This is a genomic window from Streptomyces sp. OR43, assembly GCF_008042275.1.
Taxonomy (GTDB): Bacteria; Actinomycetota; Actinomycetes; order Streptomycetales; family Streptomycetaceae; genus Streptomyces.
This window is the reverse complement of the sequence record NZ_RDBK01000043.1, coordinates 3099945-3121392: the sequence shown is the minus strand read 5'-3', so window position 1 is coordinate 3121392 and position 21448 is coordinate 3099945. Positions and strand designations below refer to the sequence as shown.

The following is a 21448-nucleotide window of genomic DNA, read 5'->3' as shown; positions in this document are numbered from 1 at the left end:
CCAACCGGGCCGCTGGTCTTGCTCTGTTCTGTTTGGTACGTCGCGCTGCGTCAGCCGGCCATGCGACGGGTCGCCTCGTCGAGGCGCTCCGCGATGGTGCCGTTGATGACCTCGTCGCCGACCCGCACCGCGATCCCGCCGAGGACCTCGGGGTCCACGTCCAGGCTCAGGTGCATCTGCCGGCCGTAGATCTTCGCCAGCGCGGCGCCGAGACGCTGCTTCTGCCGGTCACTGAGCGGCACGGCCGAGGTGACGACCGCCACCACGCGGTCCCGGCGGTCCGCGGCGAGCTTGGAGAGGGACTCGAGTCCCGCTTCCAGGCTACGTCCACGGGGCTGGGTCACAAGCCGCACGACGACGCGCTCGGTGGCGGGCCGCACCTTCCCGCCGAGCAGGCTGCGCAGCAGCTCGCCCTTGGCGGCGGGGGTCGCGGTCCGGCTGGTCAGCGCGGAGCGCAGCCCTGTGTCCGAGGCCACGATCCGGCCGAACCGGAACAGCTCGTCCTCGACGTCGTCGAGGTCTCCGCTGCGCTGGGCGGCGGTGAGGTCGGCGGTGTTCGCCAGCTCCTCGACCGAGTCGACCAGGTCACGCGACTGCGACCAGCGCGAGCGGACCATGCCGGAGACCAGGTCGAGGGCTTCGCCGCCCACCTGGCCGCCCAGCAGCCGTCCGGCCAGCTCGGCCCTGGCCTCGCCGGCCTGCGCCGGGTCGGTCAGGACCCGGCGCAGCGACACCTCGCGGTGCAGCAGCGCCGTGACGCCGGCCAGGTCCTCGGCGAGCTTCGCCGCGTCGACCGACGTGTTGTCGGTCAGCGCGTCGAGCCGCTCGCGTGCGGCAGCCAGTGCCTCGCGGCTCGCGCTGTTCATCGGACTGCCTCGGCCTTCGCCTCGAGCTCGTCGAGGAAACGGTCGACGGTGCCGCTCTGCCGGGCGTGGTCCTCGAGGGACTCGCCGACGAGCTTGCCGGCCAGGGCGGTGGCGAGCGTGCCCACGTCCTGACGCAGCGCCGAAGCAGCGGCCTTGCGGTCGGCCTCGATCTGGGCGTGGCCGGCAGCGACGATCTCCTCGCGCTGCCGCTGGCCTTCCGCCCTCATTTCCTGCAGGATCACGGCGCCCTGCTCCTGCGCCTCCTGGCGCAGACGAGCGGCTTCGTGGCGGGCCTCGGCGAGCTGAGCCTTGTACTGCTCAAGAACGCTCTGGGCCTCGGTCTGGGCCGCATCGGCCTTTTCGATACCGCCTTCGATGGCCTCGCGGCGCTCTTCCAGAACCTTGTTGATGTTCGGGAGGAGCTTCTTGGCGAGGAAGCCGAAGACGATGACGAAAGCGATGAGGCCAATGACGAGCTCAGGGATCGGCGGAATGAGCGGGTTTTCCGCTTCCTCCGCCGCGAGCTGAACCAGGGGGTTCACGTCAGTGCCTTCCGTCGAATGGGCTGTTCGCGACCGGTCAGGAGGTCGGGTAGACGAACGGCATGACCAGACCGATCAGGGCGAGCGCCTCACAGAAGGCGAAGCCGAGAATCTGGTTGGCGCGGATGAGACCGGCAGCCTCGGGCTGACGGGCGAGCGCCTGGGTGCCGTTACCGAAGATGATGCCGATGCCGACACCGGGGCCGATCGCGGCGAGGCCGTAACCGATCGAGCCGAGGTTGCCCTTGATTTCGACGCCGGCGGCGAGGGTCTGGAGAGCGGACATGCCGGTTCTTCCTTCTCTTTCAATGTCCGGTGGGGGTTGGCCACCGGGTGCTTCAGGAGGTGGGTGCTCAGTGGCCCTTGGCGAGAGCGCCCTGGACGTAGCTGCAGGCCAGCAGCACGAACACATAGGCCTGGACAGCCTGGATGAAGAGCTCGAAGGCGGTCATCACGATGACCATCACGAACGACACGCCTGCGTAGGCGAAGCCGATGCCGTTGAGCAGGTACCAGCTGGCGATCGTGAAGAGCAGCAGGAGCGTGTGCCCCGCGAACATGTTCGCGAACAGTCGGACCGCGTGCGTGAACGGCCGGACCAGCAGGTTCGAGAAGAACTCGATGGTCATCGAGAGCGGCAGGACCCCGCCGAGGCTCTTGTCGTAGCCCGTGAAGTTCTTGAACGCTCCGACGAAACCGTGCTTCTTGAAGGTCAGGACGACCCACAGGATGTAGACGATCCCGGCGAGAGCCGCCGGATACGAAATGATCGCCGTCACGGGGAACTGGGCAACCGGAATGATGGACCAGAGGTTCATCATCCAGATGACGAAGAACAGGGAGACCATCAGCGGGACGTACTTCTCGCCGTCCTTCTTGCCGATCGTCTCGTAGACGATGCCGCGGCGGACGAAGTCGTATCCGGCCTCGGCCACCATCTGAAGCTTGCCGGGCACCAACTTCGGCTTACGGAAGGCGGCCCAGAAGAAGCCAACGATGATGACCGAGCCGAGCAGGGCCAGCAGCATCGTCTTGTTGAAGTACAAGTTGCTGTCCGCGTCGCCCCAGAGGGGCTCGAACAGGAACGAGTGCAGGCCGGGTGCCGGGAAACCACAACCGTCGAAGATGTGGCAATCGGTCTCGAAGGCGAGCACCTGTGTCGGGTCAGCACTCACCGCGGGCTCCTTCAGCGTGGCGCATAGGTACGGCAACCTCGTTGTGTCGGCGCGGCGCGCAGCCGCGGTTCGGCACTGGACTGGTGTTTCGGATGTGTGAGCGGCAGTCAGGCATTTGAGCCTCGCGATCGAGCAGGCGTCAGCTCACATGCCCGCGCCCGCAGTGCCGCAGTTGGAACCGGACGATAGCAGGGTCGCGAACCTGCACTTATTCCGCCCCTACCCTTCACGCTGCGGACCCGGGCTTTTGGGGCTTTTCGTCCTTGTCGGACTCGGGTTCCACGTAAAGGATCTTGGCCTTCATGTGCGCACGCGCCTGTGCGCCGATCCACACGAGTGTCGTCACGACCAGAGTGATCGCGAAGGCCTTCGGGTTGAACAGCGAGGTGTTCTTGAATACGGCGACGAAGATGAACAGCAGCAGGAGCTGCGCCGTGTACAGCGCGAGACCCATCGCCTGGAAAAGGTGGGGCATGGACCGGGCGGTCCGTTGCAGGACCAGCAGCCCGATCCCCATGAAGAGGATGACCACGATCGTCGCAACGATCGCGCCCAGGGCTCCCTTGCCACCGGCGACGCCAGCGCTGACCGCGGCGGCGACTGCGCCGGCGACAGCGGTGGGTACGGCGGTCTGGAGGAGAGTCCGGACGTCGTTGGACGGCATGGCGGCAGCTCCGCTTGCTGGGGGTGGGCAGTGTGTCGTCATGGACGAGCGTAGGCCCGGTCCGAGTCGATGCCTCGGGGCCAAGGGACCGTGCTACTCAGGTCCTTCGGCTCTGTCACCGGGTTCGTGAACGGTATCACAAACTATTTGATGAGGTCTTTACCTAGAAAGTGTGCTTGCTGTCACACGTGAGAGCTAATCAGCGCGTGTGAGCAAGACAACTCAACGACTTGCCTGGTATTGCCCCTTGGCGTCCGAATCAACGACGTGTCGAATCGGCCTTGCGCCGGTCCGCGAAGCGCGAACGGTGGCCGATCGCCGTCGCTCCGTTGACGCCGGACACTCCTGCGGCGATCGGGGCCTGCGGAGCGGCCTCGTGCCCATTCTGCCCCATCTGATCATCCAGGGGCGCCTGTTGGCTCTCCGGCTCCTGCGAGGACCCCGTCCCGGGCTCCGCCTGGCGCCGGCGTCGGCGGTACCGCGGCGGTACGAAGCGCTCCGCCCAGCGCGGGGCGCGCGGGGTGAACCGGGGCATCAGCAGCAGGATCAGGCCGAGCGCGCTCAGCCCCACGATCAGGAGCACGATCCACATCGACGTCGAGTGCACCGAGTAACCGACCGCGCCGAAGGCGATCAGGGCCGACCAGAAGTACATGATCAGCACCGACCGGCTGTGCGAATGGCCGATCTCCAGCAGCCGGTGGTGCAGATGGCCGCGGTCCGCGGCGAACGGCGACTGGCCGTTCCAGGTACGCCGCACGATCGCCAGCACCAGGTCCGCCGCGGGGATGGCGATGATCGTCAGCGGCAGGAGCAGCGGGATGAAGACCGGCAGCATCGCGTGGGTCGCCTGCCGTTCGCTTCCCGCGAAGAGCTTCATCGCGTCCGGGTCGACCTGTCCGGTGACGGAGATCGCACCGGCGGCGAGGACGAGGCCGATCAGCATCGACCCGGAGTCCCCCATGAAGATCCGCGCAGGGTGCATATTGTGCGGCAGGAAGCCGAGGCACATGCCCATCAGGATCGCCGTGAAGAGCGTCGCGGGGGCAGCCGCCTCGATCCCGTAGCCGTACCAGAGCCGGTAGGTGTAGAGGAAGAGGGCGGCCGAGGCGATGCACACCATGCCGGCCGCCAGGCCGTCCAGGCCGTCGACGAAGTTGACCGCGTTGATGGTGATGACGACGAGCGCGACCGTCAGCAACGTGCCCTGCCACTGGGTGAGCGGGACCGTGCCGACACCCGGGATCGGCAGCCACAGGATCGTGAGTCCCTGGAGCACCATGACCGCCGCGGCGATCATCTGACCGCCCAGCTTGATCAGGGCGTCGATCTCGAACTTGTCGTCCAGGACGCCGATCAGCCAGATCAGAGCCGCTCCGGAGAGCAGCGCGCGGGGTTCGTTGGAGAGCTCGAAGACACCGTCGAGGTTGGCCAGATGATCGGCGACGATCAGCCCGGCGCACAGCCCGCCGAACATGGCGATACCGCCGAGCCTCGGTGTCGGTTCGCGGTGGACGTCGCGCGCACGGATCGCGGGCATCGCCCCGACCGCGATGGCGAACTTACGCACCGGGCCGGTGAGCAGATACGTCACCGCGGCCGTGACACAGAGCGTCAGCAGGTAATCACGCACGGGCTGCCCCAGAAATATCGCCGGCCATCTCAGCCCACACCTTAACTAGGTCGGCCTCATGGTTGAGGACACCCAGGCCTCCGCGATGGTTGCACAGGCGGCCACCATTGCGGACATAGCGACCATGTCACCCGGAGTACGGCGGGTGCTGCGCGGCCATCTCCCGTACCTCCTCGGCGACACCGCCCTCCTCGCGCACCGCGGACCCCATCAGCACCGCGAGGCGCGCCATGTCCTTGTCGTCCATGCCCTGCGTGGTGACGGCCGCGGTGCCGAGCCTGATGCCGCGGGCGTCGCCGTACGGCAGCGCGCAGGTGTCCAGCACGATGCCGGCCGCGGCCAGCCGGGTCCGGGCGGTGGGGCCGTCGACGCCGAGCGGGGCGGGGTCCGCGACGATCAGGTGGGTGTCGGTGCCCCCGGTCGTGACGTCGAAGCCCTCGGCCTCCAGGCCGGCCGCCAGGACCCGGGCGTGGTTGACGACGTGATGGGCGTACGCGGCGAAGGCCGGCGCGGCCGCCTCGCCGAACGCGACGGCCTTCGCCGCCACCGTGTGCATCTGGGCGCCGCCCTGCGTGAACGGGAAGACGGCCCGGTCGATCCGCTCCGCCAGCTCCGCGCCGCACAGGATCATGCCGCCGCGCGGCCCCCGCAGCACCTTGTGCGTGGTGGCGCAGACGACGTCCGCGTACGGCACGGGGTTCGGCGCCGCTCCCCCGGCGATCAGTCCCATCGGGTGCGCGGAATCGGCGATGAGGTAGGCGCCCACCTCGTCGCAGATCTCCCGGAACAGCTCGTGGTCGGGGTGGCGGGGGTAGGAGATCGAGCCGCTGACGATCGCCTTGGGCCGGTGCGTGCGGGCCAGGGCGCGGACCTGGTCGTAGTCGATCAGGCCGCTCTCGGAGTCCACCCCGTACCCGATGAACTCGAACCAGCGGCCGGAGAAGTTGGCGGGCGAGCCGTGCGTCAGGTGGCCGCCGTACGGGAGTCCCATCGCGAGGACCGTGTCGCCGGGCCGCAGCAGCGCCGCGTACGCCGCGAGGACCGCCGAGGATCCGGAGTGGGGCTGCACATTGGCGTGCTCGGCGCCGAAGAGCGCGGTGGCGCGGCGGATCGCGATGCGTTCGGCGGCGTCCGCCTGCTCGCAGCCGCCGTGGTGGCGGGCGCCGGGGTATCCCTCGGCGTACTTGTTGGCGAGCGGGGAGCCGAGCGCGGCCAGGACGGCGGGTGAGGTGAAGTTCTCAGCGGCCGTGAGCTGGAGGGTCTCGGACTGCCGGGCCAGCTCTCCCACCAGGACGTCGGCGATCTCCGGATCCTCCCGGAGCAGAGCGCCGAAGTCCTGCGGCAGGGTGACGGTGGCGGAGGGTGCGGCAGCAGCAGTGGTGACCGGCATCGGGGGCTCCGGGCCTGGGGAGGGGCGACGCCCGGCGGTGGCGTCAGCTCCAATGTAGGCCCGCGGCGGGGCCGCTGCCCGCTGTCCTGGGTCGTGGCCCACCCGCCCGGCCTACCGGAAGGCCCGGGGCCGGGTGTACGGCCCTCAGAGCGGCGCGGACGGCCTCCCCGGCACGTTTCAGCGTGGCGCCGAGACGCCCGTCAGCGCGGTGACGACCGGGTCCAGGGCCTGGTTGATCTCGTCGCCGATGGACCGGAAGAAGGTGATGGGGGCGCCGTACGGGTCGTACACCTCATCGGCCTCGGCCGTCGGGGCCAGCAGCCAGCCGCGCAGCGCGGCGGCGGCACGGACCAGGGCGCGGGCGCGCTCGACGACGCCCTCGTCGCGCGCGTCGGGCAGCGTCGCGGGGTCTATCGCCCGGACCAGCCGGGTGAACTCCTTGAGCGTGAAGGTGCGCAGTCCGGCCGAGTGGCCCATCGAGATCACCTGGGCCCGGTGGTCGCGGGTGGCGGTGAGCACCAGGTCGGCGCGGATCACGTGCTCGTCGAGCAGTTCGCGGCCGACGAAGCCGGTGGCGTCGGCGCCGAAGTCGGCGAGGACCACCTCCGCGTTCGCCTCCATCGGGGCGCCCTCGTGCCCCCAGGTGCCCGCGCTCTCCACGATCAGCCCGCCCTGGAGCGGGTCGCCCAGGCGGTCCACGAGGGCATGCCGCGTCAGCCGCTCGGTGATCGGTGAGCGGCAGACGTTGCCGGTGCTGACGTGGAGGATGCGGAAGGTGTCGGTCTGCCCCGCTATGCCACGCCCCTCAGGGGCGGTCAATTGGCCACCTCGAGGTCGGGTACCACCTTGCGCAGCTCCTCCGCGGAGAGCGCGCCGGCGCGCAGCAGGACCGGCACCTTGCCGGTGACGTCGACGATCGAGGACGGGACGATGCCCGGGGTCGGGCCGCCGTCGAGGTACACGGACACGGAGTCGCCGAGCATCTCCTGCGCGGCGTCGCAGTCCTCGGGCGAGGGGTGTCCGGTGAGGTTGGCACTGGAGACGGCCATCGGGCCGACCTCCGTGAGCAGTTCGATGGCGACCGGGTGCAGCGGCATCCGGATGGCGACGGTGCCACGGGTGTCACCGAGGTCCCACTGGAGCGAGGGCTGGTGCTTGGCGACGAGGGTGAGCGCGCCCGGCCAGAAGGCGTCGACCAGCTCCCACGCCTGCTCCGAGAAGTCGGTGACCAGGCCGTGCAGGGTGTTCGGCGAGCCGATGAGGACGGGCGTCGGCATGTTGCGGCCGCGGCCCTTGGCCTCCAGGAGGTCGACGACGCCCTCGGAACTGAAGGCGTCCGCACCGATCCCGTAGACGGTGTCGGTGGGCAGCACGACCAGTTCGCCGCGGCGGACGGCGGACGCGGCCTCGCGCAGACCCGTCGTACGGTCCGTGGCGTCGTTGCAGTCGTATCGCCGTGCCATCAGCCGGCCTCCTCAAGCATGTACGGGTAGGGGTGGTTTCCTCCGGTCACGGCATGGCCTTACGGGCCGTGGCGAACCGGGGGCGCCTGTTGAGGTCGGGGTGGTCGGCCGCGTCGGCCCAGCCCCGCTCCTCGGTGAAGATCCACGGCACCTGGCCGCCCTGGGTGTCGGCGTGCTCGATGACGACGAGGCCGCCGGGACGCAGCAGACGGTGGGCGGTGCGCTCGATGCCGCGGATGGTGTCGAGGCCGTCCTCGCCGGAGAAGAGGGCCATCTCCGGGTCGTGGTCACGGGCCTCGGGGGCCACGTACTCCCATTCGGTGAGCGGGATGTACGGCGGGTTGGAGATGACCAGGTCGACCTGGCCGTCGAGCTCGGGAAGGGCCGTCAGGGCGTCTCCGCGGTGCACGGTGACCCTGGACTCCTCGGCGTTCTTCCTGGTCCATTTGAGGGCGTCCTCGGACAGCTCCACGGCGTGCACGCGCGAGCGCGGCACCTCCTGGGCCATGGCGAGGGCGATGGCGCCCGATCCGGTGCACAGATCGACGATCAGCGGCTCGACGACGTCCATCGCGCGGACCGCGTCTATCGCCCAGCCGACGACCGACTCGGTCTCCGGCCGGGGCACGAAGACGCCGGGTCCTACCTGGAGCTCCAGGTAGCGGAAGAAGGCGCGGCCGGTGATGTGCTGGAGCGGTTCGCGGGCCTCGCGCCGGGCGATGGTCTCCCAGTAGCGGGCGTCGAAGTCGGCGTCCGGCACGTTGTGCAGCTCGCCCCGCTTGACGCCGTGCACGAACGCGGCGAGTTCCTCCGCGTCGAATCGCGGTGAAGGGACACCGGCGTCGGCCAGCCGCTGGGTGGCCTGGGCCACCTCGGCGAGCAGCAGGTTCATCGCGGTTCTCCGTACGGGTTACGAGCGGGGCGGTGGGGCTCGGGGTCAGGGCTCAGGGCGACCGTTACGCGGCGGCGAGCTTGGCTGCGGAGTCGGCGTCGACACAGGCCTGGATCACGGCGTCCAGCTCCCCGTCGAGCACCTGGTCCAAGTTGTACGCCTTGAAGCCGACGCGATGGTCCGAGATGCGGTTTTCCGGGAAGTTGTACGTACGGATCTTCTCGGACCGGTCGACCGTGCGCACCTGGCTGCGGCGCACGTCGGACGCTTCCTGCTCGGCGGCTTCCTGGGCCGCGGCGAGAAGCCTCGACCGCAGGATACGCATGGCCTGCTCCTTGTTCTGGAGCTGGCTCTTCTCGTTCTGGCAGGAGGCCACGACACCGGTGGGCAGGTGCGTGATGCGGACCGCGGAGTCCGTCGTGTTGACGGACTGGCCGCCGGGGCCGGAGGAGCGGTACACGTCGATACGGAGATCGTTGGCGTGGATCTCGACGTCGACCTCCTCTGCCTCGGGCGTGACGAGCACACCGGCGGCGGAGGTGTGGATGCGGCCCTGGGACTCGGTGGAGGGCACGCGCTGCACGCGGTGCACGCCGCCCTCGTACTTCATCCGGGCCCAGACGCCCTGGCCGGGCTCGGTCGCCCCGTTGCCGCCCTTGGTCTTCACGGCGACCTGGACGTCCTTGTAGCCGCCGAGCTCGGACTCGGTGGAGTCGATGATCTCGGTCTTCCAGCCGACGCGCTCGGCGTAGCGCAGGTACATGCGCAGCAGGTCACCGGCGAACAGGGCGGACTCGTCGCCGCCCGCGCCCGCCTTGATCTCCAGGAGCACGTCCTTGTCGTCGCTGGGGTCACGGGGTACGAGCAGGAGGCGGAGCTTCTCGGTGAGCTCCTCGCGCTCCTTCTCCAGGTCCTTGACCTCGGCGGCGAAGTCGGGGTCGTCGGCGGCGAACTCGCGGGCCGTCTCGATGTCGTCGCCCGTCTGCTTCCAGGAGCGGTACGTGGCGACGATCGGGGTCAGCTCGGCGTAGCGCTTGTTGAGCTTGCGCGCGTTGGCCTGGTCGGCGTGGACCGACGGGTCCGCGAGCTTCTTCTCGAGATCGGACTGCTCGCCGATCAGTTCCTCGACCGCCTCGAACATCTTCGGGCTCCTGGTTTCTTCGCTCGTCGTGCGTGCCGGCCGGCGGGTGCCTGCCGGGCGGGATGACGGGTTCGCCGTCGTCCCGGCCGGAAAAAAACGCCGGTCCCGGCGCCCCCGGGAAGAGGGCGCCAAGGACCGGCGCAGCGGCTCGCTACTTGCTGGCGGAGCCGGCGGCCTTGCCGAAGCGGGCCTCGAAGCGGGCCACGCGGCCACCGGTGTCGAGGATCTTCTGCTTGCCCGTGTAGAACGGGTGGCACTCGGAGCAGACGTCGGCACGGATGGCGCCGCTGTCCAGAGTCGACCGGGTGGTGAACGACGCGCCACAGGTGCAGCTGACCTGCGTCTCGACGTACTGGGGGTGAATGTCGCGCTTCAAGGGTTTCTCCTAGGTTCGGGAGGGCGCCGGGTCGTACGCGCGGATTGCGCGTCCGTGAACCGGGGCCGACGTACCAGTCTGCCAGGACTGGCCGTATCTCCCAAAACGAGGGGCGGCCGCCCGCTATTCCCGCTGTCGTGCGCGGGTGGGTCCGTCACTGCACGATCTGTCCGGCGTCGCCCTTGTCGCCCGCCGACTTCTCGGTGGCGGAGGCGGGGATCGGCCGGTCGCCCAGGAGCGCCTGCCACACCTGTTTGCCTGCCTCCTCCTGCGGAATGACGCGGTTCGGGTCCGCCGGGTCGTACTCGACGGGCAGGGTCACCATGTGGACGTCGTCCGAGCCGAGCCCCTTCAGGCCGCTCGCGAAGGACGCGAGTTCCTTGACGGAGCCGAGGTCGGAGTCGGTGGTGATGGCCTTGGTCGCGGTGTCCGCGATGCCGAACAGCTTGGTGCCGTTGAGGATGCCCACGCTCTTGGCCTGTTCCATCAGCGCCTTGATGAAGGCCTGCTGGAGCTGGATGCGGCCGAGGTCGCTGCCGTCGCCGACGCTCTTGCGGGTGCGGACGAGACCGAGCGACTGCTCGCCGTTCAGGGTGTGGGTCCCGGGTTCGAGGTTCAGATGGCTCTTGGAGTCGTTGATCGCCTGCTTGGTGGTGATCTCGACGCCGCCGAGCTTGTCGACCAGCTTCTTGAACCCGGTGAAGTCGACCTCGATGTAGTGGTCCATGCGGATCCCGGACATCGACTCGACGGTCTTCACCGCGCAGGCCGGTCCGCCGACCTCGTACGCCGTGTTGAACATCGCCCGCCGCTCGCCGGGGACGGCCTGCCCGCTCTCGTCGCCGGTGCACTCGGGGCGGGTGACGAGGGTGTCGCGCGGGATGGAGACGACGCTCGCCGTCTTGTGACCCTTGTTGACGTGCACGACCATCGCGGTGTCCGAGCGGGCGCCGCCCTGGTCCTCGCCGTACTGCGCGTTGGCGCCGGAACGGGAGTCGGAGCCGAGGACGAGGATGTCCTCGGAGCCGTTGTCGACGTTGTCGGGGCGGTCCTTGCCCAGCGCGTTGTTGATGTCGACGGCCTTGAGATTGCCGTTGAGGTGGAAGTAGGCGTAGCCGAGGCCGGATCCGCCGACGACGACGAGGCCGGCCAGACTCCACGCGGCTATGACGGTCGCCCTGCGGCGGCGGGACGGCTTCCTCCGGCGTTTGCCGGTGGCCCGTATTCGGCTGCTGCTCCCGCTCTGGTCGCTCATCCGTCTCCTCGTTCCTCGACTGCTCCCGGCTACCCCCTGCGATGGTGTGCGGGTCTGTATGCCGCTTTGTCGCCCCATGACGTCACGCGCGGTGTCGCTCTTGGTTACGACGCGGCGGCGACAAGAAGGGTTGCACAGGGGCCTGTGGCACCGGGGCGGGCCCGAGGCGGGTGCACGGAGTGCGGGAACAGCCGGTCACCCGGCGCTCACCTGCGGTTTCTTGCCTGCTACAGGCAACGGGACGCGGCCCGGGGCCCACCGGCCGTGTGGCGAAGGTCTCGGGACGGCGACGGCACAGGGCCGCCCCCGGCACCGAAGTGCCGGGGGCGGCCCTGTGTACTGCCGACGGGCTGCGACTAGTCGTTGTTGCCCGGGGCCGGCGTCGTCTTCTGGATCTGGAGCAGGAACTCCGCGTTGGACTGGGTCTTCTTCATCCGGTCCAGGAGGAGCTCGATCGCCTGCTGCTGGTCCAGCGCGTGGAGCACCCGGCGCAGCTTCCAGACAATCGCCAACTCGTCGCTGCCGAGCAGGATTTCTTCCTTACGGGTGCTGGACGCGTCGACGTCCACCGCCGGGAAGATGCGCTTGTCGGAGAGCTTGCGGTCGAGCTTGAGCTCCATGTTGCCGGTGCCCTTGAACTCCTCGAAGATCACCTCGTCCATGCGCGAGCCGGTCTCGACGAGCGCGGTGGCCAGGATGGTCAGCGAACCGCCGTCCTCGATGTTGCGCGCCGCACCGAAGAAGCGCTTCGGCGGGTAGAGCGCGGTCGAGTCGACACCACCGGACAGGATGCGTCCGGAGGCCGGGGCGGCGAGGTTGTACGCGCGTCCCAGTCGGGTGATCGAGTCCAGCAGGACGACCACGTCGTGACCCAGCTCGACGAGACGCTTGGCGCGCTCGATGGCCAGCTCGGCGACGGTGGTGTGGTCCTCGGCGGGACGGTCGAAGGTCGAGGAGATGACCTCGCCCTTCACCGACCGCTGCATGTCGGTGACCTCTTCCGGACGCTCGTCGACCAGGACGACCATCAGGTGGCACTCGGGGCTGTTGACCGTGATCGCGTTGGCGATCGCCTGGAGGATCATGGTCTTACCGGTCTTCGGCGGGGCCACGATCAGGCCTCGCTGGCCCTTGCCGATGGGGGCGACCAGGTCGATGATCCGCGTCGTCAGGATGTTGGAGTCGGTCTCCAGACGGAGCCGGTCCTGCGGGTAGAGCGGCGTCAGCTTCTGGAACTCCGGGCGGCCGCGGCCGGATTCGGGCGCCATGCCGTTGACCGAGTCGAGGCGGACCAGCGCGTTGAACTTCTCGCGGCGCTCGCCGTCCTTGGGCTGGCGCACGGCGCCGGTGACGTGGTCACCCTTCCGCAGCCCGTTCTTGCGGACCTGGGCGAGCGAGACGTACACGTCGTTCGGGCCCGGCAGGTAGCCGGAGGTCCGGATGAACGCGTAGTTGTCGAGGATGTCCAGGATGCCCGCGACGGGGATCAGGACGTCGTCGTCGGTGACCGGCGGTGCGTCGCTCGCGAAGTCGTCACGGCCACGACGGCCGCGGCGGTCGCGGTAGCGGCCCCGGCGGCCACGACGGCCGCCCTCGTCGTCGAAGTCGTCCTGCGGTCCGCCGCCGCCCTGCTGGCCCTGGTTCTGCCCCTGGCCGCCCTGGCCGCCGCCCTGACCGCCCTGGCGCTGGCGCTGGCCGCCCTGGCCGCCGCCCTGCTCGTCGCCCTTGCCGCGACGGTCGCGCTGACGCTCACGGCGCTCGCCGCGTTCGCCCCGCTCACCGCGCTGGCCGCGGTCCTGGCGCTCGCCACGACGGCCTTCGGCGTTGTCCGCGGCGGCTTCGGCCTTGGACTCGGAACGGTCCTCGGCAGGGGCCTCGTGCTTCGGCTCGTCCTGCGTCCGCTCCTTGACCTGGACCTTGGCGTCCGCCTTGGTGTCCGGGCTGCCCGCCTGGGCGGTGGCACGGCGCCGACGACGCTCGCCCGTGGGCTGGTCGTCGCTGGCCGGCTGACCGGGGATGTCGATCTGCTGCTGGGCCGTGGCCTTCTCGGCGGGTGCGGCGGCCGGGGTCTCGTCCCCGGTGCCGGTGCGCGCCTTGGAGGTGGCCCGGCGCTTCGGCTTGGTCTCCGCCTCTTCGGCGGGGGCCGCGGCGGCCTTGGCCTTGGGCGCGGAGGAGCCGCCGGCCTGGGTCTCCTTGATGACCTCGATCAGCTGGCTCTTGCGCATCCGCGCAGTGCCCTTGATCCCGAGGCCGGACGCGACCTGCTGCAGCTCGGCCAGGACCATGCCGTCAAGGCCGGTGCCGGAGCGGCGGCGCCGTGCGGTGGTGCCAGTGGCAGCACCTTCGGCGGGCGCGGCGCTGTCGACGCTCTTGTCGGCAGTCACGCCCATCAGATCGGTGGTGTCGCTCACGAAGGGTCCTTCCCTGGAGCGGACGTCGGCCTTCTGGCTCGGCGACCGGTTGTGCTGTCCGACTGCGGTCTTCGGTACGGACCGTGCCGGGGCGGTGGTCCGCCGGATAGGTACGGCGGAGAGATGAACGTGTGCATGGGGCCCGGCGCGAGCATCCCCCTGCTCGGCCCACTCCTGGACAAGCGAGGGGTGTCGTGCCGGTTCCGGAGCGTGCTCGAAACTGCTCAGGCAGGCTGCTCAGGCAGTTGGGGAGGCTCCCGGAAGAAATGGTGGTCCCGGAAAGGGACACGAAGCAACGCGCCACATAGACGTCGATTGCAGACTTGAGGTTAACACTACCGGCTCCAACAAACATTCCCCCTCTCACTCACCGGCAATCACTTCTCGCTAAGGCGCGAGCGGCAGCACGCTCGCACCCCGGGCGTCGAGAGCGAGCCGGTTGGCCGCCCATCCCTCGCCCGCCAGCCGTGCGACCTTGTCGGCCGCACCGTCCTCGGCCAGCGCCAGCACGGTCGGCCCGGCACCGGAGATCACCGCGGGTACGCCATCGGCGCGCAGCCGGTTGACGAGTTCCACGCTCTGCGGCATCGCCGGTGCGCGGTACTCCTGGTGGAGCCGGTCCTCGGTGGCCGTGAGCAGCAGCTCGGGGCGCCTGGTCAGGGCCTCGACGAGCAGCGCGGCGCGGCCGGCGTTGAAGGCGGCGTCGACGTGCGGGACGGTACGCGGCAGCAGTCCGCGGGCGGTCTCGGTGAGCACCGGCTTGCCGGGAACGAAAACCACCGGGACGATGGAATCGGCGGGATCCATCCTGATGGCGCGGGCCGATCCGCCGTCCATCCACGCGAGGGTGAAGCCGCCCAGCAGGCAGGCCGCGACGTTGTCGGGGTGGCCCTCGATCTCGGTGGCGAGCTCCAGCAGGGCCGCGTCGTCGAGCCGGGCGTCGCCGCCGGTCGTCACGGCGCGGGCGGCGACGATTCCGGCGCAGATGGCGGCGGAGGAGGAACCGAGGCCGCGGCCGTGCGGAATGCGGTTGGCGCAGACGATCTCCAGCCCGCGGGGCTGTCCGCCGAGCAGGTCGAAGGCCGTGCGCAGGGACCGTACGAGCAGGTGCTTCTCGTCGCGGGGCAGCGTGTCCGCGCCCTCTCCGGCGATGTCGATGTGCAGTCCGGAGTCGGCGACCCGGACGACCACGTCGTCGTAGAGGCCCAGCGACAGGCCGAGGGCGTCGAAACCCGGGCCCAGGTTGGCGCTGGTCGCGGGGACGCGCACCCGGACGGCGGCGGCTCGGAAGGCGGGACCGGCCATCGCTCTGACGACTCTCCTTGTGAGGCGGCGGGGAATACGAGGAGCTGCGGGGTCTTTCGGGGCTCTCGCGGCTCTTCGGGTTCTGCTCTGTGCGGCTTCTTGGTTCTGCTTCTTCGGGGTTCTGCTGGGGGCTGGGGATTTCCAGGGTCTGCGGCTGTGTGGGGATTCTTCGGGGTGTGCGGCGGCGACTACGGCCCTGATCCCGGGAATGAACCGACGGCCGCAACGGCCCGAGCACCCCGGCTCATACGGCGGGGCGGGTTGGGTACAGCTTATCGAAGGAAGGTTCTGTCGCGACATAGGGCGCACAGGAGGCGCACGATGCGTGTCGCACCCCTTCGATGCGCTCTCTGCCCCTGAAAGAGGCGTTTGAGCTGCTTTCCGATGAGCCGTCACCGCGGCCGCACCCGGGGTCCGTCGTCCGGTCCGGGGGTGCGGCCGCCCTGGGGCGGGGTACGGCTACGCGAGGCCCAGCTTCTCGGCGGCGGTGACCGCGTCGACCGGGACGGTGACCGGCTGGGGGGCGCCGGCGACGGCCCAGTCCGGGTCCTTCAGGCCGTTGCCGGTGACCGTGCAGACGATCTTCTGGCCGGGGTCGACCTTGCCCTCTTCGGCGGCCTTGAGCAGACCGGCGACGGATGCGGCCGACGCGGGCTCCACGAAGACGCCCTCCTGCGAGGCCAACAGGCGGTAGGCCGCCAGGATCTGGCGGTCCGTCACCTCGTCGATGAAGCCGCCCGACTCGTCCCGCGCGTTGAGCGCGAACTGCCAGGAGGCCGGGTTGCCGATCCGGATCGCGGTGGCGATGGTCGACGGGTCCTTGACGATCTCGCCGCGCACGATGGGCGCGGAACCGGAGGCCTGGAAGCCCCACATCCGCGGCTTGTGCGTGGACAGGCCGTCCCCGGCGTACTCCGTGTATCCCTTCCAGTACGCGGTGATGTTGCCCGCGTTGCCGACCGGGAGGACGTGGATGTCCGGGGCGTCGCCGAGCGCGTCGACGATCTCGAAGGCGGCGGTCTTCTGGCCCTCGATACGCACCGGGTTGACCGAATTGACCAGCGCCACGGGATAGTTGTCCGAGAGCTGGCGGGCCAGCGTCAGGCAGTCGTCGAAGTTGCCGTCGACCTGGAGGATCTTGGCGCCGTGGACGAGCGCCTGGCCCATCTTGCCGAGTGCGATCTTGCCCTGCGGCACGAGGACGGCGCAGACCATTCCGGCCCGTACCGCGTACGCGGCGGCGGAGGCGGAGGTGTTGCCGGTGGAGGCGCAGATGACGGCCTGCGCGCCCTCCTCCTTGGCCCGGGTGATGGCCATCGTCATACCGCGGTCCTTGAAGGACCCGGTGGGGTTGGCGCCCTCGACCTTGAGGTGCACCTCGCAGCCCGTGCGCTCGGAGAGGACCTGAGCGGGAACGAGCGGCGTGCCGCCCTCACGGAGCGTGACGACGGGCGTCGTGCTCGTGACCGGAAGACGGTCCCGGTACTCCTCGATGATGCCGCGCCACTGGTGGGTGCCCTTGGTGGTCATGGGTCCTTACTCCCCTTCAACACGCATGATGCTGGCGACACCGCGCACGGTGTCGAGCTTGCGCAGCGCCTCGACGGTCCCGGAGAGGGCGGCGTCGGGCGCGCGGTGGGTGACGACGACGAGGGAGGCCTCGCCGCCGTCCTGTTCGATACCGGCTTCGTCGCCGCTGCTCGAATTCCGGCTCTGCTGGCGGACCGTGTCGATCGACACGCCCTGTTCGGCGAAGACCGTCGCGACCTGGGCGAGTACGCCAGGCTTGTCGGCCACGTCGAGGCTGATGTGGTACCGCGTGACGACGTCGCCCATGGGGCTCACCGGCAGACGCGTGTACGCGGACTCTCCGGGCCCGGGGGCCTCGTTGAGCTTGTTGCGGCAGACGGCCACGAGGTCGCCGAGAACGGCGGAGGCGGTCGGCGCGCCACCGGCGCCGGGGCCGTAGAACATCAGCTGCCCGGCGGCCTCGGCCTCGACGAACACCGCGTTGTACGCCTCGCGGACGGAGGCCAGCGGGTGGCTGAGCGGGATCATCGCGGGGTGCACGCGGGCCGTGACGGACTGGCCGTCGGCGGCCCGCTCGCAGATCGCGAGGAGCTTGACGGTGCAGCCCATGCGGCGGGCGGAGGCGATGTCCGCGGCGGTGACCTCGGTGATGCCCTCGCGGTGCACGTCGCCGATCCTCACCCGGGTGTGGAAGGCGATTCCGGCGAGGATCGCGGCCTTGGCCGCGGCGTCGAAGCCCTCGACGTCGGCGGTCGGGTCCGCTTCGGCGTATCCGAGGGCGGTGGCCTCGTCGAGCGCCTCGGAGTATCCGGCGCCGCTGGTGTCCATCTTGTCGAGGATGAAGTTCGTGGTGCCGTTGACGATGCCGAGGACCCGGTTGACCTTGTCGCCGGCGAGGGACTCGCGCAGCGGCCGTACGAGCGGGATGGCACCGGCCACGGCGGCCTCGTAGTAGAGGTCCCGGCCGTGCTGCTCGGCGGCGGCGTGCAGGGCGGCGCCGTCCTCGGCGAGCAGGGCCTTGTTGGCGGAGACGACGCTCGCGCCGTGCTCGAAGGCGGTGGTGATGAGCGTGCGGGCCGGCTCGATGCCCCCGATGACCTCGATGACGACGTCGATGTCGCCCCGTTTGACCAGGGCGGTCGCATCGGTGGTGATCAGCGCGGGGTCGATGCCCTCGCGGACCTTCGAGGGCCGGCGCACGGCGACGCCGGCGAGCTCCACCGGTGCGCCGATGCGCGCGGCGAGGTCGTCGGCGTGCGTCGTCATGATGCGGGCCACCTCTGAGCCGACCACTCCACAGCCCAGCAGCGCCACCTTCAGCGGACGCGTACGCATCATCCGACCTCGTTTCCTTTACATCTGATGTGTGAACCAGTCTCACTCACCGGACGGGCGTTTCCGCCACCCGTCCGGATCCTGAGATGTTTAGCGGGTTCCGGTGGTATCCGCCCGGAAATACGGCGTCATCCGACGTCGAGACGCAGAAGATCTTCCTCCGTTTCGCGCCGGACGATGACCCGGGCCTGTCCGTCGCGCACGGCGACGACCGGCGGACGCAGGGCGTGGTTGTAGTTGCTCGCCATCGAGCGGCAGTACGCACCGGTCGCGGGGACCGCGATCAGGTCGCCGGGGGCCAGGTCGGACGGCAGGAACGCGTCCTTGACCACGATGTCACCGCTCTCGCAGTGCTTGCCGACGACCCGCACGAGCATCGGTTCGGCGTCCGAGGTCCGCGAGACGAGGGCGACGCTGTACTCGGCGTCGTACAGCGCGGTGCGGATGTTGTCCGACATGCCGCCGTCGACGCTGACGTACGTACGCAGCCCCTCCAGGGGCTTGATGGTGCCGACCTCGTACAGCGTGAAGGCCGTGGGGCCGACGATGGCGCGGCCGGGCTCGACGGAGATTCGGGGCGTGGCGAGACCGGCGGCCTCGCACTCGCGGGTGACGATGTCGCCGAGCGCCTTGGCGATCTCGTGCGGCTCGCGCGGGTCGTCGTCGGAGGTGTACGCGATGCCGAGGCCGCCGCCGAGGTCGATCTCGGGCAGTTCGACGCCGTGCTCGTCGCGCACCTCGGCCAGCAGTTGCACCACGCGGCGGGCGGAGACCTCGAAGCCCGCCATGTCGAAGATCTGCGAGCCGATGTGGGAGTGGATCCCGATGAGTTCGAGCCCGTCCAGGGTCAGCGCCCGCCGGACGGCCTCGGCGGCCTGACCGTCGGCCAGCGCGATGCCGAACTTCTGGTCCTCGTGCGCGGTGGCGATGAACTCGTGGGTGTGCGCCTCGACGCCGACGGTCACCCGGATCTGTACGGGCTGGCGCCGGCCGAGGCGCTGCGCGATGTGGGCGACGCGGACGATCTCCTGGAAGGAGTCGAGCACGATCCGGCCGACACCGGCCGAGACGGCCCGCTCGATCTCGTCGACGGTCTTGTTGTTGCCGTGGAAGGCGATGCGCTCGGCCGGCATCCCGGCGTCCAGCGCGGTGGTCAGCTCGCCGCCGGAGCAGACGTCGAGGTTGAGCCCTTCCTCCCGGAGCCAGCGCACGACGGCACGGGAGAGGAAGGCCTTGCCGGCGTAGAAGACGTCGGCGCCCGGTCCGAAGGCGTCGGACCAGGCGCGGCAGCGGGCGCGGAAGTCGGACTCGTCGAGGAAGTAGGCCGGGGTGCCGAACTCCTCGGCCAGCCGGGCGACTTCGATCCCGCCGACGGTCAGGGCGCCGTGCTCGTCCCGGGTGACCGTGCGGGCCCAGACCTTCTCGTCCAGGACGTTGAGGTCTTCGGCGGGGGCGCTGTAGTGGCCCTCCGTCATGACGTCGGCGTGACGGGGCCCGGCGGGGTGTGCGGATCGGCTCATCGTGATGCTCTCTCGGGTCTCTCAGAGGTGTTCGGGTGCGCTGACACCGAGCAGGGACAGGCCACCGGCCAGCACCGTCCCGGCGGCTTCGGCGAGGGCGAGCCGGGAGCGGTGGGCGGCCGAGGGTTTCTCGTCCCCGACGGGAAGCGGTGAGGCGGCGTCGTGGAAGTCGAGGAGGGCGTGCGCGACGGCTTCGAGCTGCCGGGCGAGGCGGTCGGGAGCGCGATGGCGTGCGGCGGCGAGCAGCGCGGCGGGGTGGTCGGCGAGGAGCGCGAGGAGGGCGTCCGCCGCGTCGCCGGCGAGGTCGGTGGCCTCCCGGCCGGGCGTGCTCGTGAAACCGCTCGTGAAACCGAGGAGTGCGGCGCCGCGTGTCAGCGCGTGGGCGCGGGCGTGTGCGTAGCGGACCAGGAACAGGGGGTTGCCCTCGCCCTGGACGAGGAGGTCGTCGCCGAGGGACGCCCGGTCGTGCCCGGCGGGCCGCAGCAGACCCCAGCGGGCCGCGTCGGGCCCGAGCCGGTCGAGCAGCTCGGCCGCGGTGGCGCCGGCGGGGACGGGCCGTATCTCCGTGGGGACGGGTTCCCCGGCCTCCACGGTGATGCCGAGCCGCGCCCAGTCCGGGTCGGGTCCCCCGTCGCAGCCGATGCGTACGCGCGCGCCCTGCGCCCGTGCGAGCCTGCCCACCGCGTCGGCGGTGACGGCCGCCCGGACCTCGCGTGCGTGGCTGAATCGCAGCAGGTCACCGGCGAGCGCGTCGCCGTGCCCGTACCGCGGCCCCTGCGCGCGCACCCGGGACAGCAGCGCCCCGTACGCGTCGGCGGAGGCGTCGAGCGTGAAGTTCAGGAATCCGGGCCCGGTGATCTCGACCCGCCCGATGCCGGGCGCCCCGGCGACCCGTTCCCGCAGGATCTCGGCCACTTCCCGCGCGGACAGGGCGGCGGGCCCGGCCAGCTGGAGCGCGACGGCGCTGGCGTAGTCACCGCGTCCCCCGGGCCGTGTCCTCTCCACTCGCACGCGCGCGGGCACGGGCGCGCGCAAAGCGTTCTCGTCGACCGCGCGGCGCACGGCGCGCAGCACGGTCCGGGAGAGATCGGCGGGGGTCACGGGACAAGCGTATGGGAGAAAGGGGGGCCTTTCGCCAACGCGTTTCGCCATCCGGTCACCCGGCGGCGCTCTCCGCCCGTCCGGCCCCCTGCCTGCCGTCGAGCACCGGCGGCCGCCCGCGCTCCAGCAACTGCCGTACGACCCGCACCAGCTCGCTCGGCTCGAAGGGCTTCGCCAGGAACGCGTCGACGCCCGCCGCGACCCCGTTGTCCACCTCGTACGGCGTGCACGCGCTGATGATCGCCACGGGCAGATGCCGGGTGCGCGGGTCGGAACGCAGCCTGGTGGCCGTCTGGAGACCGTCCAGCCGGGGCATCACGACGTCGAGCGTGACCACATCGGGGCTGACCCGGTGCACGAGATCCAGACACTCGACACCATCGGCCGCGGTCACGACCTCGAAGCCCTCCAGCTCGAGATTGACCCTGATCAACTGCCGGATGACCTTGTTGTCGTCGACAACAAGCACGCGGCCGCATGCCCCTGACACTCTTCGAGAGTAGGCGGGGCCCCGTGGCTGCGTCCGGGTTTTGCCCACTTCCGCCCCCGGACGGATGGGGCGGGGTGTGGCCGGATGTGCGTGCGAGCGGCCGTGCGGGGCGTACGGCCGCTCGGTGGCGACGCGGAAATACCTGTTCACGGGCACCCGGTGGAAGCTGGTAGTGTTTCACCCGTCGCAGAGCAGCACAGCGATACGCCCCCGTAGCTCAGGGGATAGAGCATCGGCCTCCGGAGCCGGGTGCGCAGGTTCGAATCCTGCCGGGGGCACTTCCGCCAGAACAGCGCGATCAAGCCGCTGAGCAGGCGAAAGTGCCAGACTTCGAGAGCCGGACCCAGTGTCACTGGGTC

General features: G+C 70.2%; 20 protein-coding genes and 1 tRNA gene. 1 reads left to right on the top strand and 20 read right to left on the bottom strand.

The window, feature by feature from the left end; all coding sequences use genetic code 11:
- Positions 1-50: 50 nt before the first annotated feature.
- The 20 genes from EAO72_RS33135 to EAO72_RS33040 all read right to left on the bottom strand — a co-directional run bounded on the left by EAO72_RS33135 (position 51) and on the right by EAO72_RS33040 (position 21068).
- Positions 51-866: a F0F1 ATP synthase subunit delta gene (locus EAO72_RS33135; protein ID WP_148020740.1), complete on the bottom strand. Its 816-nt coding sequence runs from the start codon at positions 864-866 to the stop codon at positions 51-53.
- On the bottom strand, positions 863-1408 hold the full coding sequence (locus EAO72_RS33130; RefSeq protein ID WP_148020739.1) for a F0F1 ATP synthase subunit B: 546 nt from the start codon (positions 1406-1408) through the stop codon (positions 863-865). The genes EAO72_RS33135 and EAO72_RS33130 overlap by 4 nt, the downstream gene beginning before the upstream one ends.
- A gap of 37 nt (positions 1409-1445) precedes the next feature.
- On the bottom strand, positions 1446-1694 hold the full coding sequence (gene atpE / locus EAO72_RS33125; RefSeq protein ID WP_018102636.1) for an ATP synthase F0 subunit C: 249 nt from the start codon (positions 1692-1694) through the stop codon (positions 1446-1448).
- Between the two features lie 67 nt (positions 1695-1761).
- Positions 1762-2583 carry a F0F1 ATP synthase subunit A gene (gene atpB, locus EAO72_RS33120; protein WP_148020738.1) on the bottom strand — a complete coding sequence of 274 codons (822 nt, stop codon included), beginning with the start codon at positions 2581-2583 and terminating at the stop codon, positions 1762-1764.
- 226 nt (positions 2584-2809) lie between these two features.
- Positions 2810-3247 (bottom strand): hypothetical protein, encoded by a 438-nt coding sequence (locus EAO72_RS33115; protein WP_148020737.1) that lies wholly within the window; start codon positions 3245-3247, stop codon positions 2810-2812.
- Positions 3248-3506: 259 nt separating this feature from the next.
- On the bottom strand, positions 3507-4892 hold the full coding sequence (locus tag EAO72_RS33110; protein WP_148020736.1) for an MraY family glycosyltransferase: 1386 nt from the start codon (positions 4890-4892) through the stop codon (positions 3507-3509).
- Positions 4893-5007: 115 nt separating this feature from the next.
- Positions 5008-6270 (bottom strand): serine hydroxymethyltransferase, encoded by a 1263-nt coding sequence (locus EAO72_RS33105; RefSeq protein ID WP_148020735.1) that lies wholly within the window; start codon positions 6268-6270, stop codon positions 5008-5010.
- A gap of 177 nt (positions 6271-6447) precedes the next feature.
- Positions 6448-7089 (bottom strand): arsenate reductase/protein-tyrosine-phosphatase family protein, encoded by a 642-nt coding sequence (locus EAO72_RS33100; RefSeq protein ID WP_148020734.1) that lies wholly within the window; start codon positions 7087-7089, stop codon positions 6448-6450.
- Positions 7086-7733, bottom strand: a complete 648-nt coding sequence (locus EAO72_RS33095) for an L-threonylcarbamoyladenylate synthase (protein WP_148020733.1) — start codon at positions 7731-7733, stop codon at positions 7086-7088. Before EAO72_RS33095 ends, EAO72_RS33100 begins: the two co-directional genes overlap by 4 nt.
- Before the next feature lie 46 nt (positions 7734-7779).
- Positions 7780-8625, bottom strand: coding sequence for a peptide chain release factor N(5)-glutamine methyltransferase (gene prmC, locus EAO72_RS33090; RefSeq protein WP_148020732.1), 846 nt, complete (start codon positions 8623-8625; stop codon positions 7780-7782).
- Between the two features lie 64 nt (positions 8626-8689).
- Entirely contained in the window at positions 8690-9766 is a 1077-nt protein-coding gene (prfA, locus tag EAO72_RS33085) for a peptide chain release factor 1 (RefSeq protein WP_148020731.1), read from the bottom strand.
- A 151-nt stretch (positions 9767-9917) separates the two neighbouring features.
- Positions 9918-10142 (bottom strand): 50S ribosomal protein L31, encoded by a 225-nt coding sequence (rpmE, locus tag EAO72_RS33080; protein WP_136328765.1) that lies wholly within the window; start codon positions 10140-10142, stop codon positions 9918-9920.
- Positions 10143-10296: 154 nt separating this feature from the next.
- Entirely contained in the window at positions 10297-11397 is a 1101-nt protein-coding gene (locus EAO72_RS33075) for an LCP family protein (RefSeq protein ID WP_148020730.1), read from the bottom strand.
- A 356-nt stretch (positions 11398-11753) separates the two neighbouring features.
- Positions 11754-13808: a transcription termination factor Rho gene (gene rho, locus EAO72_RS33070; RefSeq protein ID WP_148020729.1), complete on the bottom strand. Its 2055-nt coding sequence runs from the start codon at positions 13806-13808 to the stop codon at positions 11754-11756.
- A 387-nt stretch (positions 13809-14195) separates the two neighbouring features.
- On the bottom strand, positions 14196-15113 hold the full coding sequence (thrB, locus tag EAO72_RS33065; protein ID WP_148020728.1) for a homoserine kinase: 918 nt from the start codon (positions 15111-15113) through the stop codon (positions 14196-14198).
- A 459-nt stretch (positions 15114-15572) separates the two neighbouring features.
- On the bottom strand, positions 15573-16643 hold the full coding sequence (thrC, locus tag EAO72_RS33060) for a threonine synthase (protein WP_148020727.1): 1071 nt from the start codon (positions 16641-16643) through the stop codon (positions 15573-15575).
- A gap of 6 nt (positions 16644-16649) precedes the next feature.
- Complete coding sequence (locus EAO72_RS33055; RefSeq protein WP_187285302.1) at positions 16650-17981, bottom strand: homoserine dehydrogenase; 1332 nt, start codon at positions 17979-17981, stop codon at positions 16650-16652.
- A 125-nt stretch (positions 17982-18106) separates the two neighbouring features.
- A complete protein-coding gene (gene lysA / locus EAO72_RS33050) occupies positions 18107-19498 on the bottom strand; it encodes a diaminopimelate decarboxylase (RefSeq protein ID WP_148020726.1) in 1392 nt (463 codons plus the stop codon).
- A 21-nt stretch (positions 19499-19519) separates the two neighbouring features.
- On the bottom strand, positions 19520-20599 hold the full coding sequence (gene nrtL / locus EAO72_RS33045; RefSeq protein ID WP_148020725.1) for an ArgS-related anticodon-binding protein NrtL: 1080 nt from the start codon (positions 20597-20599) through the stop codon (positions 19520-19522).
- A gap of 55 nt (positions 20600-20654) precedes the next feature.
- Positions 20655-21068 carry a response regulator gene (locus EAO72_RS33040; protein ID WP_148020724.1) on the bottom strand — a complete coding sequence of 138 codons (414 nt, stop codon included), beginning with the start codon at positions 21066-21068 and terminating at the stop codon, positions 20655-20657.
- A gap of 227 nt (positions 21069-21295) precedes the next feature.
- Between EAO72_RS33040 and EAO72_RS33035 the strand changes: the two genes are divergently transcribed.
- Positions 21296-21367: transfer RNA gene (locus EAO72_RS33035), tRNA-Arg, on the top strand.
- Positions 21368-21448: the final 81 nt, after the last annotated feature.